Source organism: Bradyrhizobium guangzhouense (assembly GCF_004114955.1).
In the GTDB taxonomy this organism is placed as follows: domain Bacteria; phylum Pseudomonadota; class Alphaproteobacteria; order Rhizobiales; family Xanthobacteraceae; genus Bradyrhizobium; species Bradyrhizobium guangzhouense.
On record NZ_CP030053.1, the window covers coordinates 1,246,355 to 1,260,363 of the forward strand.

At 63.7% G+C, this 14,009-nt stretch carries 16 protein-coding genes; 13 read left to right on the forward strand and 3 right to left on the reverse strand.

All coding sequences use genetic code 11. From position 1 onward, the window contains the following. The first annotated feature begins 130 nt into the window (after positions 1-130). The 3 genes from XH91_RS06075 to XH91_RS06085 all read left to right on the forward strand — a co-directional run bounded on the left by XH91_RS06075 (position 131) and on the right by XH91_RS06085 (position 2,045). A complete protein-coding gene (locus XH91_RS06075; protein ID WP_128949739.1) occupies positions 131-634 on the forward strand; it encodes a pilus assembly protein N-terminal domain-containing protein in 504 nt (167 codons plus the stop codon). Between the two features lie 235 nt (positions 635-869). Next, the gene (locus XH91_RS06080) at positions 870-1,448 is read left to right on the forward strand and encodes a TadE/TadG family type IV pilus assembly protein (RefSeq protein WP_128949740.1); all 579 of its coding nucleotides are present in this window, start codon (positions 870-872) and stop codon (positions 1,446-1,448) included. A gap of 21 nt (positions 1,449-1,469) precedes the next feature. Further along, the gene (locus tag XH91_RS06085) at positions 1,470-2,045 is read left to right on the forward strand and encodes a TadE/TadG family type IV pilus assembly protein (RefSeq protein WP_128949741.1); all 576 of its coding nucleotides are present in this window, start codon (positions 1,470-1,472) and stop codon (positions 2,043-2,045) included. A 114-nt stretch (positions 2,046-2,159) separates the two neighbouring features. Here the strand turns inward: XH91_RS06085 and XH91_RS06090 are convergent, their stop codons facing one another. From XH91_RS06090 to XH91_RS06100, 3 genes are all read right to left on the reverse strand, one after another. Next, entirely contained in the window at positions 2,160-2,372 is a 213-nt protein-coding gene (locus tag XH91_RS06090) for a cold-shock protein (RefSeq protein ID WP_057759442.1), read from the reverse strand. 267 nt (positions 2,373-2,639) lie between these two features. Further along, a complete protein-coding gene (gene infA / locus XH91_RS06095) occupies positions 2,640-2,930 on the reverse strand; it encodes a translation initiation factor IF-1 (protein ID WP_008546913.1) in 291 nt (96 codons plus the stop codon). 23 nt (positions 2,931-2,953) lie between these two features. After that, positions 2,954-4,507 carry a DEAD/DEAH box helicase gene (locus tag XH91_RS06100; protein WP_164933618.1) on the reverse strand — a complete coding sequence of 518 codons (1,554 nt, stop codon included), beginning with the start codon at positions 4,505-4,507 and terminating at the stop codon, positions 2,954-2,956. Between the two features lie 503 nt (positions 4,508-5,010). On the opposite strand from XH91_RS06100, the gene urtA reads away from it, so the two are divergent. The 10 genes from urtA to XH91_RS06150 all read left to right on the forward strand — a co-directional run bounded on the left by urtA (position 5,011) and on the right by XH91_RS06150 (position 13,997). Further along, positions 5,011-6,333, forward strand: a complete 1,323-nt coding sequence (urtA, locus tag XH91_RS06105; protein WP_128949743.1) for an urea ABC transporter substrate-binding protein — start codon at positions 5,011-5,013, stop codon at positions 6,331-6,333. Between the two features lie 80 nt (positions 6,334-6,413). Beyond that, positions 6,414-8,024: an urea ABC transporter permease subunit UrtB gene (gene urtB / locus XH91_RS06110; protein ID WP_128949744.1), complete on the forward strand. Its 1,611-nt coding sequence runs from the start codon at positions 6,414-6,416 to the stop codon at positions 8,022-8,024. Then, on the forward strand, positions 8,021-9,190 hold the full coding sequence (gene urtC / locus XH91_RS06115; RefSeq protein ID WP_128949745.1) for an urea ABC transporter permease subunit UrtC: 1,170 nt from the start codon (positions 8,021-8,023) through the stop codon (positions 9,188-9,190). Before urtB ends, urtC begins: the two co-directional genes overlap by 4 nt. Positions 9,191-9,195: 5 nt before the next feature. Continuing rightward, complete coding sequence (gene urtD, locus XH91_RS06120) at positions 9,196-9,957, forward strand: urea ABC transporter ATP-binding protein UrtD (RefSeq protein ID WP_014498216.1); 762 nt, start codon at positions 9,196-9,198, stop codon at positions 9,955-9,957. Positions 9,958-9,960: 3 nt separating this feature from the next. After that, positions 9,961-10,656 carry an urea ABC transporter ATP-binding subunit UrtE gene (gene urtE, locus XH91_RS06125; RefSeq protein ID WP_128949746.1) on the forward strand — a complete coding sequence of 232 codons (696 nt, stop codon included), beginning with the start codon at positions 9,961-9,963 and terminating at the stop codon, positions 10,654-10,656. Between the two features lie 52 nt (positions 10,657-10,708). Beyond that, a complete protein-coding gene (locus XH91_RS06130) occupies positions 10,709-11,551 on the forward strand; it encodes an urease accessory protein UreD (protein ID WP_128949747.1) in 843 nt (280 codons plus the stop codon). Between the two features lie 24 nt (positions 11,552-11,575). Then, positions 11,576-11,878, forward strand: a complete 303-nt coding sequence (locus XH91_RS06135; protein WP_007605424.1) for an urease subunit gamma — start codon at positions 11,576-11,578, stop codon at positions 11,876-11,878. A gap of 111 nt (positions 11,879-11,989) precedes the next feature. Then, positions 11,990-12,295, forward strand: a complete 306-nt coding sequence (locus tag XH91_RS06140; protein WP_128949748.1) for an urease subunit beta — start codon at positions 11,990-11,992, stop codon at positions 12,293-12,295. A gap of 26 nt (positions 12,296-12,321) precedes the next feature. Next, positions 12,322-13,443: a patatin-like phospholipase family protein gene (locus XH91_RS06145; RefSeq protein ID WP_128949749.1), complete on the forward strand. Its 1,122-nt coding sequence runs from the start codon at positions 12,322-12,324 to the stop codon at positions 13,441-13,443. A 14-nt stretch (positions 13,444-13,457) separates the two neighbouring features. Then, positions 13,458-13,997 (forward strand): HD domain-containing protein, encoded by a 540-nt coding sequence (locus tag XH91_RS06150; RefSeq protein WP_128949750.1) that lies wholly within the window; start codon positions 13,458-13,460, stop codon positions 13,995-13,997. Positions 13,998-14,009 lie beyond the last annotated feature (12 nt).

A 14,009-nucleotide genomic window follows, 5' to 3' on the forward strand; every position in this document is an offset into this window, starting at 1 on the left:
CGCAAGTCCGTTAGAACAATAGTCGGCGAATTTGCGGAACGTTCACGAATTACAGGCAGGTTAACCGGGTCGGGCGCCGGCTCCGCTCTCTGATCGATTCTGCCGGTTTGTGACGTCCCGGGGTAAGAGTATGCGTAAAGAGTTTCTGCGCCGCCATGCGCGCATCTGTCTGCTGGCTGCGGCTGCCACGCTGGCTTCGCCGGCGATCGGCCTTGCCGAGCCCACCGTCGACACCATCGCCGTCAATGTCGATCAGGCCAAGCTGGTGCGCTTGCCCGGCAAGGTCGCCACGATCGTGGTCGGCAATCCCCTGATCGCCGACGTGACGCTCCAGCCTGGCGGGATGATCGTCGTGACCGGCAAGGGTTACGGCGCCACCAACTTCATCGCGCTCGATCGGGGCGGCGAGATCCTGGTCGATCGCCAGATCCAGGTTGAAGGCCCGAGCGACCGGCTCGTCACCGTCTATCGCGGGATCGAGCGGGAATCCTATAGCTGCATGCCGCTCTGCCAGCGTCGCGTCACCCTTGGCGACAGCGACCAATACTTCAACACCACGATGAGCCAGGCCGGCACGCTGAGCAGCAATGCCAGCGGCAACGCCACCACGGCTGCCGCTGCCAAGACAAATTAACAAGACAAACTGGTACGGCGAACCGGCAAGATCACCAGGCCGCGGGCGGGACCTCCGGTCCCGCAACGCCATTGCCGGTGACGTCGTTTCTGTCCTCCCCGCCTCTACGCTCCCGCCGTGGTTAACCGATCGCTAACGGTCCGGCCCGGCCCGAGTCGAATGTCAGAAACATTTAGACAATCAGTTTCCGATATTGATCGAAGCGGATGATCGCTGCCGCCGGGGAATTCACGCGATGCCGTCGCCTGTATCTTCGAGATTCACGTTGCGGACTGCGCTGCGACGATTTCGCGGCAATCGCGGTGGATCGGCGGCGGTCGAGTTCGCGCTGATCGCACCGATCTTCTTCGCGCTGCTGTTTGCCATCGTCGAGACTGCGCTGGTGTTCTTCTCGAGCCAGGTGCTCGAGACCATCACGCAGAATTCCGCCCGCGTGGTGCTGACCGGTCAAGCGCAGTCGGGTTCGGTGGCGGCCTGCGCGGTGAGCGGCGTCGCTGCGCCCTGCACGCAGGCGACGTTCAAGAGTTATGTCTGTAGCCAGATTCCGGCGCTGTTCGACTGCAACAGCCTGTATGTCGACGTCACGAGCTTCTCGTCCTTCTCGGCAGTAACGCTGCCGACGCATCTCGATGCGGCGTGCAATTTCGACACCAACATGAACTACAGCGCCGGCAACGCCGGCGACATTGTGGTGGTCCGGCTGTTCTATCAGTGGCCGCTGTTCGTGACCGGGCTCGGCTTCAACATCGGCTGCGGCAGCACGAGCAAGCGGCTGCTCGTGGCAACTGCCGCGTTCAAGAACGAGCCTTACTAGGAAAGCGGATCGGGCGGAGCGATGCAGGCGATTGCAAGATTCTGGCGGGCGGCCCGTTTCTCCGCGTGCGAATTCCTGACCGACGGCAGGGGTCTTGCTGCGACCGAATTCGTGGTGATCGTTCCGCTGATGCTGGTGATGTTCTTCGGCACCGTCGAATTCTCGTCAGCCATAGCGATCGATCGCAAGGTGACGCTGATGGCGCGGACGCTGTCGGATCTCACCTCGCAGTCGACGACCGTCGCCGATACCGACATGACCAATTTCTTCGCCGCCTCGACCGCTATCATGACGCCCTATGACGCGACGCCCGTGTCGGCGACGATCACCGAACTGTACGTGGATTCGACCCAGACGGCGCATGTGCAATGGAGCAAGGGGTCGGCCCCGCGGGCACAGAGAGCCACGGTCTCGATTCCCACGACACTCGCAATCGCCGGCACCTATCTGATCTTCAGCGAGGTCAGCTACACCTACACGCCGACGGTCGGCCACGTGCTGAAGAATTTGATCACGCTGAGCGACGTCGCCTACACCCGCCCGCGGCAGTCCGCCTGCGTCTATTACAGCCCGGACACGACCTGCACGACCTATTGAGCCCACCTGCTCTTTGGACATGAAAAAAGGCCGTGCAGCCCGCACGGCCTTTTTCCGTTGTTTGATGCGTTCGAACTGATCCGGGTGCGCGCCCCGCAAGGCGCGCGCCGGACCTCAGCCTGCGTCGCGCAGATTGTCGGCAGCCGACTTGCCGGACCGGCGATCGGCGACGATCTCGTAGGAGACCTTCTGGCCTTCGCGCAGCGAGCCGAGGCCGGCGCGCTCAACGGCGCTGATGTGAACGAACACGTCCTTGCCGCCGTCGTCGGGCTGGATGAAGCCATAGCCCTTGGTCGCGTTAAACCACTTCACGGTTCCCATGCTCACGGGGGTAGTCCCTTCTCAGATACACAATGGTAGCGCCCGCTTGCGCAGGCAGGTTAGATCGAATTTTTGGAAGGGTCGTCAGCGTGTCTGAACCGGCTGTACCGGTGGATGCTAATGTCGTCCGGCCGAAAATCGATTAATTCATTTTATTGGAATTAAGGCCTCAAAACAATCCTGACGTGCACGATTTTTTGATCCGCCGTGATGCCCACGGCGGATCAGCATACAAGTCAGCATTTTAACTCCGCGCAGGGCGGGCGAACCCGACTAGCGGCGGCGGAACTGGCCGCCACGCTGGGGGCCGCCGCGCGGCGGTCCACCGGCGGTCGCGGGACGTTCGTCCTTGTGGCGGAAAATCAGTCGGCCCTTTTCGAGGTCGTAGGGCGACATCTCCACCGTCACGCGGTCTCCCGCCAGCGTCTTGATGCGGTTCTTCTTCATCTTGCCGGCGGTGTAAGCGACGATCTCGTGCCCGGCGTCGAGCTGCACGCGGTAGCGCGCGTCGGGGAGGATTTCGGTGACCAGTCCTTCGAACTGGATCAGCTCTTCCTTAGCCATGAATTTCTCCAGGTCGTGGACGGCTAGTGCGAATGGGGCTTGCGGTTCGGGTGGCCGTTCGGCCGACTCTCACGGCGCAAAAAGGCCACGCCTTGTATCCCATCGGGCGCTCCCGCGCTATGCGCGGAACGCTGTTCCGGGCGTTCGTTTGGCGAAGAATGCATCTTACCACCGGAGCGGCGGCGGCGAGACCCCTTCGCGCCGTTTCCAGGCCTTCCGTCCGCATGCCGCGCCTCGCCATGACGGCCCTCGCCGGGCCGCCCGTCGCTCGGCTTTCCGGAGCTGTGGTGGCGTCCGTCGGCATGTCTGTCGTCACCACGCCGTCCGTCGCCATGCCGAGCGCCTTGCGGACGCTGGCCCGGTCGGCCGCCCGGCCGGCCCTGCCGTTGTTGCTGCGGCGGAGGAGCGCCTGCGTCGCGGCGGCCGGCGTCGGTGCGGAGGTCCTCGCGCGGCAGCGCCACCTTGATCAGCCGTTCGATGTCGCGGAGATAGCTGAGTTCCTCGCCGCCTGCGACCAGCGAGATCGCGGTGCCGTCGGCGCCGGCGCGCGCGGTGCGGCCGATCCGGTGCACATAAGTTTCCGGCACGTTGGGCAGGTCGTAGTTGATGACGTGGGTGATGCCGTCGACGTCGATGCCACGGGCGGCGATGTCGGTGGCGACCAGGGTACGGATTTCGCCGGAGCGGAACTGTGCGAGCGTGCGCTCGCGGTGGTTCTGCGACTTGTTGCCGTGGATGGCGCTGGCGGGGATACCGGCCCGCTCGAGCGTCTTTACCACCTTGTCGGCACCGTGCTTGGTGCGGGTAAAGACCAGCGCACGGTTGATCGGCTCGTCCTTCAGCAGCTTGGTCAGGAAGGTGGGCTTGGCCGAGAAATCGACCTGAACGATGCGCTGGTTGATGCGCTCGGCGGTCGAGGAGACCGGGGTCACCGCGACGCGTGCCGGATCACGCAGCATGGAATCGGCGAGCTCGGCGATGTCCTTCGGCATGGTGGCCGAGAAGAACAGCGTCTGCCGCTTGATCGGGAGTTTGGCGACGATTTTGCGGATGTCGTTGATGAAGCCCATGTCGAGCATGCGGTCGGCTTCGTCGAGCACGAGGAACTCGACGCTGCCAAGCTTCAGCCCGTTGCTCTGCACGAGGTCGAGCAGGCGGCCGGGGGTGGCGACCAGCACCTCGACGCCCTGCATCAGAGCACGGACCTGTCGTCCCATCGGCACGCCGCCGATGGCGAGCGTCGAGGACAGGCGGATGTGGCGGCCATAGGCATTGAAGCTGTCGAGGATCTGCCCGGACAGCTCGCGGGTGGGCGACAGCACCAGTACGCGGCAGGTCTTGGGCTGCGGCCTGATCCGGTTCTCGAGCAGCCGGTGCAGGATCGGCAGCGCGAAGGAGGCAGTCTTTCCGGTGCCGGTCTGGGCGATGCCGACGACGTCGCGTCCGGTCAGCGCCGTGGGAATCGTCTGGGCCTGGATGGGGGTGGGTGTGACGTAGTTCTCTTCAGCGAGCGCACGTGCGATGGGTTCGGCGAGGCCGAAGTCCTGAAAGGAAGTCAAAAGAGGGGCTCTTTTCATGTCAAAAGCGAGCGCCCGACGCAATTAGCGGGGCACGCGCAAAGGGGTGTCGAGAAGACACCTGCGTGTTTGGGGTGTCGGATGGCTTGGATGATATGGGGCAAGCCAGAGGCCCGGAGGGGCTTAAGAACACGCGGCTCGCAACGACCGATCGATTCGCGAGCGGTCTCTACCCTCATATGGAACATTGGCGGGGCGCTTTCAAGGCGGGCCGCCTCCCGGCGTCAATTGCGGTGCAAAAATAGTTATGCCGGAATTTTAGCCAGCGGGTACATTCTGCTCAAAAAATGGACTGGCTGCCGCATAAGCATACATTTTATTCGCTCAAGTTTTGAGCAGTCAGACTGCGGCTAAAGTTTGATTGCGGCAAAATTATTTAGACTGACCAAACACTTGGCAGGTGCCCAGGCCATGGCACGGTTCTTGCGATTCCGTTAATCGCAGGCGGCCGTGGGGCCGTTTCGCAGCGTTTTTCACGTCTGCGTCAGGGAGATGATACATCCATGCCTACCAAATCCATTCACGATATAGCGGCGTCATTTAGCCGCCGCGGCGTGCTCGCCGCGACCACCGGACTGTTGCTCGGTCTGGCGTCCATTTCCGGCGCGAAGGCCGCGGACGACACCATCAAGGTTGGCGTCCTCCACTCCCTCTCCGGCACCATGGCGATCAGCGAAACCACGCTGAAGGACACCATCCTTTTCCTGATCGACGAGCAGAACAAGAAGGGCGGCTTGCTCGGCAAGAAGCTCGAGGCTGTCGTCGTCGACCCCGCCTCGAACTGGCCGCTGTTCGCCGAAAAGGCACGCGAGCTGATCACCAAGGACAAGGTCTCGGTCGTGTTCGGCTGCTGGACGTCGGTGTCGCGCAAGTCGGTGCTCCCGGTGTTCAAGGAGCTCAACAACATTCTGTTCTACCCCGTGCAGTACGAGGGTGAGGAGTCCGAGCGCAACGTGTTCTACACCGGTGCTGCGCCGAACCAGCAGGCGATCCCTGCGGTCGACTACCTGATGAAGGAAGAGAAGGTGAAGCGCTGGGTGCTCGCGGGCACCGATTACGTCTATCCGCGCACCACCAACAAGATCCTGGAAGCCTATCTGAAGTCGAAGGGCGTCGCCCAGGAAGACATCATGATCAACTACACGCCGTTCGGTCACTCCGACTGGCAGACGATCGTGGCCGACATCAAGAAGTTCGGCTCGGCCGGCAAGAAGACCGCGGTGGTCTCGACCATCAACGGCGACGCCAACGTCCCCTTCTACAAGGAGCTCGGCAACCAGGGCATCAAGGCGAAGGACATCCCGGTGGTCGCGTTCTCGGTGGGTGAAGAAGAACTCGCCGGCATCGACACCAAGCCGCTGGTCGGCCATCTCGCCGCCTGGAACTACTTCGAATCGATCAAGACGCCGGCGAACGAGAAGTTCATCAAGGACTGGCAGGCCTACACCAAGAACCCGAAGCGTACGACCAACGACCCGATGGAAGCCCACGTGATCGGCTTCAACATGTGGGTGAAGGCGGTCGAGAAGGTGAAGTCGACCGATCCGGACAAGGTGATCGACGCGCTTCCCGGCATCGAGACGCCGAACCTGACCGGTGGCGTCGCCAAGATGCTCCCCAACCACCACATCACCAAGCCGGTGTTCATCGGCGAGATCAAGGGCAACGGCCAGTTCGACGTGGTCTGGAAGACCCCGAGCCTCGTCCCCGGCGACGCATGGTCGAAGGAGCTCGACGGCTCCAAGGACCTGATCGGCGACTGGGTCGGCAAGAAGTGCGGCAACTTCAACACCAAGACCAACAAGTGCCTCGGCTCCGGCTCCTGATCCGGATCTGACATTCGACTGCACAATGGGAGAAGACGGCTATTCCGCCGCCTTCTCCCCACTTCTGCCGGGGTGATCCAGTGCCAACCAAACTATCCGCTCGTCTCTCGACCCTTGTCCTTTCGCTGTTCCTGATCGCGTTCGCACTGCCGGCCTTTGCCGGTCCGTTCGAGGATGCGGTCGCCAAATTCGCCAACGACGATTTTTCCGACACGGATGACGCAATCGGCGCGATCGCAAGCAGCGGCAACAAGCTCGCTTTTCCGATCATCAGTGCGCTTCAGGACGACCGCCTCATGGCCGATCCTGACACCAAGAAAGTCTACATCACCGGCACCGACGGCAAGTCGATCGATGCCGCGACCGGCGAGCCTGTCGCCAGCGTGCCTGACAGCGCCAGCGCCGTCCGCCTCAACAACCGCCTGCGCCGCAGCGTCGACGCCGCGCTCGGCAGCCTGACGCTGCAGTCGCCTGACCTCGCCACGCGCCTCCAGGCCGCTCAATCTGTCTTCAAGTCGCATGAGGAGACCGCGCTCGATCCCGTCGAAAGCGCGCTCGCCAAGGAAACCAACAAAGCGGTCAAGGCCGCGCTCGGCGAGGCGCGTGCCGCGATTCTGCTGTTCAAGTCCGACGCCACCGAAGTCCAGAAGCTCGAGGCCGTCGCCACCGTCAAGGCGCGCGGCGATCAGGACGCGCTGGCGCTACTCTCCGACATCGGCACCGACCAGCCGCCCTCCGTGGCGAAGGCCGCGACGAGCGCGATCGCCTCGATCCAGAACTCGCTGGCGGTCTGGTCCACGGTGCAGAATGCCTGGTACGGCCTGTCGCTCGGCTCGGTGCTGCTGCTCGCGGCGATCGGGCTCGCCATCACCTTCGGCGTCATGGGCGTCATCAACATGGCCCACGGCGAGATGGTGATGATCGGGGCCTACACCACCTTCGTGGTGCAGGAGGTGATCCGCACCCGTTATCCCGCGCTGTTCGACTATTCGCTGCTGATCGCGGTGCCGCTCGCCTTCCTCGTCGCCGGCGCCATCGGCGTGCTGATCGAGCGCAGCATCATCCGCTTCCTTTATGGCCGGCCGCTGGAGACGCTGCTCGCGACCTGGGGCCTCTCGCTCGTGCTGCAGCAGGCCGTGCGCACCATGTTCGGCCCGACCAATCGCGAGGTCGGCAACCCCTCCTGGATGAGCGGCGCGTTCGAACTCGGCCAGATCACCATCACCTATAACCGGCTCTGGATCCTTTGCTTCACACTGGCGGTGTTCGTGATCCTGCTCGCCATGCTGCGCTACACGGCGCTGGGCCTCGAGATGCGCGCCGTGACGCAGAACCGCCGCATGGCGGCTTCGATGGGCATCGCCACCTCGCGCGTCGATGCGCTGACTTTCGGCCTTGGCTCGGGCATTGCCGGCATCGCCGGCGTGGCGCTGTCGCAGATCGACAATGTCAGCCCCAATCTCGGCCAGAGCTACATCATCGACAGTTTCATGGTCGTGGTGTTCGGCGGGGTCGGCAATCTCTGGGGCACGCTGGTCGGCGCCTTCACGCTCGGCATCGCCAACAAGTTCCTGGAGCCGGTCGCCGGCGCCGTTCTCGGCAAGATCGCGATCCTGGTCCTGATCATCCTGTTCATTCAAAAGCGGCCGCGCGGCCTGTTCGCGCTCAAGGGCCGTGCGGTGGAAGCATGACCCCTCACATGCTGACGCGATCGCTGGACCGCGGCGCGGCGATCTTCCTGATGATCGTCGCCGCCTGCGGCATTCTCATCCCGCTTTCCAACCTGCTGCTGCCTGAGGGCTCGGCCCTGCAGGTGCCGACCTATCTGGTCGCGCTCTGGGGCAAGTATGTCTGCTACGCCATCCTGGCGCTGTCGATCGACCTGATCTGGGGCTATTGCGGCATCCTCTCGCTCGGCCACGGCGCCTTCTTCGCGCTCGGCGGCTACGCCATGGGCATGTACCTGATGCGCCAGATCGGCACCCGCGGCGTCTACGGCAATCCTGTTCTGCCCGACTTCATGGTGTTCCTGAATTACTCGAAGCTGCCCTGGACTTGGTACGGCTTCGACATGTTCTGGTTCGCCGCGCTGATGGTCTTGCTCGTGCCTGGCCTGCTCGCCTTCTGCTTCGGCTGGCTCGCCTTCCGCTCCCGCGTCACCGGCGTGTACCTGTCGATCATCACGCAGGCGATGACCTACGCGCTGCTGCTCGCCTTCTTCCGCAACGATTTCGGCTTCGGCGGCAATAACGGCCTGACCGACTTCAAGGACATCCTGGGCTTCAACGTCCAGGCCGAGGGCACCCGTGCGGCATTGTTCGCATTAAGTTGTCTAGCCCTGATCCTCAGCTTCCTGATCTGCCGCTCCGTCGTCTCCTCCAAGCTCGGCAAGGTGCTGATCGCGATCCGCGATGCCGAATCGCGCAGCCGCTTCCTCGGCTACCGCGTCGAATCCTACAAGCTGTTCGTGTTCACGCTATCGGCCTGCATGGCCGGTGTCGCCGGCGCGCTCTATGTGCCGCAGGTCGGCATCATCAATCCGAGCGAGTTCGCGCCGGGCAATTCGATCGAGGCGGTGATCTGGGTCGCGGTCGGCGGACGCGGCACGCTGGTCGGTGCTGCGCTCGGTGCCATCGTCGTCAACTACGCCAAGACGTTCTTCACGTCAGGCGTGCTGGCGCCTTACTGGCTGTTCATGCTGGGCGCGCTGTTCATCCTGGTGACGCTGCTGCTGCCCAAGGGCATCGTCGGCTCCTTCAATGCCTGGCGGGAACAAGCCAGGGAAAGGCGCCCGGCCGCGACGACCGCGAGCGCGGCGGCCGAAGACGGCATCACCGAACCGAAGATGGCGGAGTAGCGGTCATGAACGTCATGGATACCCGCGCGACCTCCGCGATGCTCTATCTCGACGGCGTGCACGTCTCGTTCGACGGCTTCCACGCCATCAACAATCTGTCGCTGACACTCGCGCCCGGCGAGATGCGCGCCATCATCGGCCCGAACGGCGCCGGCAAGACCACGATGATGGACATCATCACCGGCAAGACCAAGCCCGACGAGGGCACCGTGCTGTTCGACGGCGTCACCGACCTGACGCGGCTCGACGAGACCCGCATCGCCGAGCTCGGCATCGGGCGCAAATTCCAGAAGCCGACAGTCTTTGAGAGCCAGACCGTGCAGGACAATCTGCTGCTGGCGCTCAATGTCGATCACAGCGTCAAGGGCACGCTGTTCTGGCGCGGCAGCAGGGCGGAGTCCGAGCGTATCGACAAGGTGCTGGAGACGATCCGCCTCACCGACGCCCGCAACCGGCTTGCCGGCAGCCTCAGCCACGGCCAGAAGCAATGGCTCGAGATCGGCATGCTGCTGGCGCAGGATCCAAAGCTGCTCCTCGTCGACGAGCCCGTCGCCGGCATGACCGACGTCGAGACGCACCTCACCGCCGAGCTGCTGAAGGAGATCAACAAGACCCACACCGTCATGGTGGTCGAGCACGACATGACGTTCGTGCGCGAGCTCGGGGTCAAGGTCACCTGCCTGCATGAAGGCACCGTGCTCGCCGAAGGCACCATCGACCAGGTCTCGTCCAACGAGCGGGTCATCGAAGTCTATCTGGGACGCTGAACAATGCTTGAGGTCAAGGACATCAACCTGTTCTACGGCGCAGCGCAGGCGTTGCGCGGCGTCTCGATCGCGGCCGAACCGGGCAAGGTGACCTGCGTGCTCGGCCGTAACGGCGTCGGCAAGACCTCGCTGCTCCGCGCCATGGTTGGGCAGTACCCGATCTCCTCGGGCGCAATCCTGTTCGACGGCAGCGACATTACCGGCCTGAAGCCGTACGAGCGGGCACGCAAGGGCATTGGCTTCGTGCCGCAGGGCCGCGAGATCTTTCCGCTGCTGACCGTCGAGGAGAATCTCAAGACCGGCTTCGGCCCGCTCAAGCGCCAGGACAGGAACATTCCTGACGACGTGTTCTCGCTGTTTCCGGTGCTGCAATCCATGCTCGGCCGGCGCGGCGGTGACCTCTCCGGCGGACAGCAGCAGCAGCTCGCGATCGGGCGCGCGCTGGTGATGCGGCCAAAATTGCTGCTGCTCGACGAGCCGACCGAAGGCATCCAGCCCTCGATCATCAAGGACATCGGCCGTGCCATCTCTTACTTGCGCAACCTCGGCAACATCGCCATCGTGCTGGTCGAGCAATATCTCGATTTTGCCTGCGAGCTCGGCGACAGCTTTGCGGTGATGGATCGCGGGGCGGTGAAGTTCACCTGCGACCGATCCAATCTCGACCCAAGCGAGATCAGCCGCCAGATGGCGCTGTAAGCCGGGACATTGTAGGCTGGCAATTCCTGCCGCGGCCGGCTGGGGGAGACGGATGCGCAGCGACGCCTTGGTCACATCTTTGGCGACATCCTCGGTGTTCGAAGCCAATCGCGCCCGCGGGGCTGTGCGCTTCGACGTGCACGCCCGTGACCGCGTGACGCGGCGGGGCGCCCTGCATGAATCCGGCTCGCTCCGCGTGCGCTTTCCCTCGCCGGAGGATGACGGTCTGTCCGGCGTGTTCGTCAACACGGCCGGCGGCGTCGCTGGCGGTGATCGGTTCGAGATCGAGATCTCGGCCACCGATTCTACCCGCCTGACACTGACCACGGCGGCCGCGGAAAAGGTCTACCGCGCGCCGGGGGCGGCAGCGCAGCTCAACATTTCCCTGAAGGTCGGCGCCGGTGCGCATCTCGGCTGGCTGCCGCAGGAGACGATCCTGTTCGACCGCGCGCGGGTGCATCGCCGCTTCGACATCGAGCTCGATGAGGCCGCCTCGCTGCTGCTTTGTGAAATTGTCGTATTTGGCCGCACAGCCATGGGCGAGCGCATGGAGCATGGCGAATTTGTCGACCGCTGGCGGCTCTCCCGCGGCGGCAGGCTGGTCTTTGCCGAGACCGTCAGGCTCGATGGCGACATCGGTGCGAAACTCGCGAGGCCGGCGGTCGCGAAGGGCGCCGCGGCGATCGGCACGGCCCTCATCGTGCCGGGCGACGAGGCATTGGTCGAACGCCTCCGCGAGGCATCGGACTCTTTCGCCGGCGAGGTCGGAATCTCCGCCTGGAATGGCTTTGCAATGGCGCGGTTCTGTGCCCAAGATGCGGCGCGTTTGCGTGCCGACATGATGTCCGTGCTGGCGCGTACAGGCGCCGCGCTGCCCCGGCTGTGGCTGAATTGAAGTGATGAACCGAAGAGATTTCGCATGAACCTGTCTCCCCGCGAAAAGGACAAGCTTCTGATCTCGATGGCCGCCATCGTGGCGCGCCGCAGGCTGGATCGCGGCGTCAAGCTCAACCATCCCGAGGCGATCGCGATCATCTCGGATTTCATCCTCGAAGGCGCGCGCGACGGCCGCACCGTCGCCGAGCTGATGCAATCGGGTGCGCAGGTGCTGACCCGCGACCAGGTGATGCCTGGCATCCCCGAGATGATCCACGACATCCAGGTCGAGGCGACATTCCCCGACGGCACCAAGCTCGTCACCGTGCACGAACCGATCAGGTAGCTTTCAATTCGTCATTCCGGGGCGCCCGAAGGGCGAACCCGGAATCCAGAGGTTTTGTTTCGAGATTCCGGGTTTTCGCTGCGCGAGCCCCGGAATGACAAGGAGGATAGCATGATTCCCGGCGAACTCTTCATCAAGGACGGCGAGATCGAGCTCAATGCCGGCCGCAAGACCGTGTCGCTGACGGTGGCCAATACAGGCGACCGTCCGATCCAGGTCGGCTCGCACTACCATTTCTTCGAGACCAATCCCGCGCTGAAATTCGACCGCAAGAAGTCGCGCGGCATGCGCCTCGACATCGCCGCCGGCACTGCCGTCCGCTTCGAACCCGGCCAGACCCGCGACGTCCAGCTCGTCGCGCTGGCAGGCAAGAAGACGATCTACGGTTTTCGCGGCGACGTGATGGGGAAGCTATAGGCAGGGAAAATATAAGAGGGTCCGCCATGGATACGCTCGCCAAGGACAAGGTCGAGATCGGACTCGTGCTCCAGGGCGGCGGCGCGCTCGGCGCCTATGAGTTCGGTGCGATCGAGGCGCTGCTGAAATTGATGGACGACATCGATCGTGCGGGCCGGGCTGTCACGCTGGCCGCGGTCACGGGGGTGTCCATCGGCGCAATCAACGCCGCCTGCGTCGTTGGCGCCGCTGACCGGGCTGACGCCAGACGGCGTTTGCAGGAGCTTTGGTCCGAGCTTTCTCTGGGGAACCATTGGTGGGGCATCGCCGATCATGATCTCGCGCTGTTCGGCGTGCACGGCTTCTACAAGCCGCGCTACGACTATTGGGATGTCCTCAACTGGATGAATTTCTACGACACCTCGCCCATGCTCGAGACGCTGAAGAACCACGTGGATTTTGCGGCGCTGAATGCCAGCCCGACTGCCTTCGTCGTCACCGCCGTCGATCTCTCTTCCGGCGAGCTGACGCGCTTCCGCAACCATGGGCGCGAGGGCGATCAGCAAGGCGAGATCAAGCCGCAACACGTCCTGGCCAGCGGCAGCCTTCCCCCCGGATTTCCGGCGACCCCGATCGGCGACAGGACGTTCTGGGACGGCGGTATCGTCGACAATACGCCGCTCGGCGATGCCATCGAGGCGTTTTCGGGGGCGGCCGATGTCGATCGTATTCTCGTGGTGATGAATCTCTTTCGAAACAAGCGCGCCGCGCCGAAGAACATGATCGAGGTGAACGACCGTCTGAGCGAATTGCGCTATGGCAATCGGCTTCGCCAGGATGGCGCCAATGCCGCTGTTATCAACGAGCTCCTACAGACCATCGAGGCCTTGTCCGCGTCCGTGCCGGAATCGGCGCGGACGCCGGACCTCGACAGGCGCCTGACGCAGGCGCAGCGCTTCAAGACGCTGGGCGCGATCACAAACATCGATCTCGCCGATTCCGATCTCGTCAAGGCGGCCGGCCTGTCGGAGGAAGCCGAGGACTCCAGTGCCTTTCGCGATTTCTCCGCGGCGGGTATCGAGCGACGCCGCAGCGCCGGCTATCGGCTCGCGCATGTGAAGCTGGACGAAGTGTTCAAGAGCCACGGCCTCCTGCCGGCGCTGCACTGACCAGGAGTGTCGTGGTGATCCCGCCTGTCCGCCTCATCTCCCAAGCTGCTGAGCTGGCCGCGCGCCTGCACAATGGCATGGCGCGCAAGGGGCGGGGGAATGAGCCCTACATCAACCATCTCGCGGAGGTCGCGTACCTGCTGGCAACGGCGAGCGATGGCGCCGACGCTGAACTCGTTGCGGCCGGCTGGCTGCACGACACGATCGAGGACACCGGGACCACGCGCGAGGAGCTCGCGCAAAAATTCTCCGAACGAGTCGCGTCGCTCGCCGTCGAATGCACCGACGACATGAGCCTGCCGAAGGCCGAGCGGCGGCGCCGGCAGATCGTCGATGCGCCGAAGAAATCGGCAGGCGCAAAGCTGATCAAGATCGCCGACAAGGTCAGCAATATCGGCGCGCGCATTCATTCCGATCCGACTGCGGAAGAGCGCGATGACCTCGCCGATTACACCGGCTGGGCCGAGCAGGTCGTCGCCGGCTGCCGCGGCGGCAATGCCTGGCTCGATACGAAATTCGACGACATGGTGCGAAAAGCGAAGGCTTCGCTGTGAGCGCTGACCAAA

Bases quoted from the DNA above. Each gene is read 5' to 3' on its own strand.
- infA (WP_008546913.1), bottom strand. From the start codon at position 2,930: ATGGCTAAGGAAGAGCTGATCCAGTTCGAAGGACTGGTCACCGAAATC.
- XH91_RS06075 (WP_128949739.1), top strand. From the start codon at position 131: ATGCGTAAAGAGTTTCTGCGCCGCCATGCGCGCATCTGTCTGCTGGCT.
- XH91_RS06100 (WP_164933618.1), bottom strand. From the start codon at position 4,507: ATGAAAAGAGCCCCTCTTTTGACTTCCTTTCAGGACTTCGGCCTCGCC.
- XH91_RS06140 (WP_128949748.1), top strand. From the start codon at position 11,990: ATGATTCCCGGCGAACTCTTCATCAAGGACGGCGAGATCGAGCTCAAT.
- urtC (WP_128949745.1), top strand. From the start codon at position 8,021: ATGACCCCTCACATGCTGACGCGATCGCTGGACCGCGGCGCGGCGATC.
- XH91_RS06135 (WP_007605424.1), top strand. From the start codon at position 11,576: ATGAACCTGTCTCCCCGCGAAAAGGACAAGCTTCTGATCTCGATGGCC.
- urtD (WP_014498216.1), top strand. From the start codon at position 9,196: ATGAACGTCATGGATACCCGCGCGACCTCCGCGATGCTCTATCTCGAC.
- XH91_RS06085 (WP_128949741.1), top strand. From the start codon at position 1,470: ATGCAGGCGATTGCAAGATTCTGGCGGGCGGCCCGTTTCTCCGCGTGC.
- XH91_RS06130 (WP_128949747.1), top strand. From the start codon at position 10,709: ATGCGCAGCGACGCCTTGGTCACATCTTTGGCGACATCCTCGGTGTTC.
- urtA (WP_128949743.1), top strand. From the start codon at position 5,011: ATGCCTACCAAATCCATTCACGATATAGCGGCGTCATTTAGCCGCCGC.
- XH91_RS06145 (WP_128949749.1), top strand. From the start codon at position 12,322: ATGGATACGCTCGCCAAGGACAAGGTCGAGATCGGACTCGTGCTCCAG.
- urtE (WP_128949746.1), top strand. From the start codon at position 9,961: ATGCTTGAGGTCAAGGACATCAACCTGTTCTACGGCGCAGCGCAGGCG.
- XH91_RS06080 (WP_128949740.1), top strand. From the start codon at position 870: ATGCCGTCGCCTGTATCTTCGAGATTCACGTTGCGGACTGCGCTGCGA.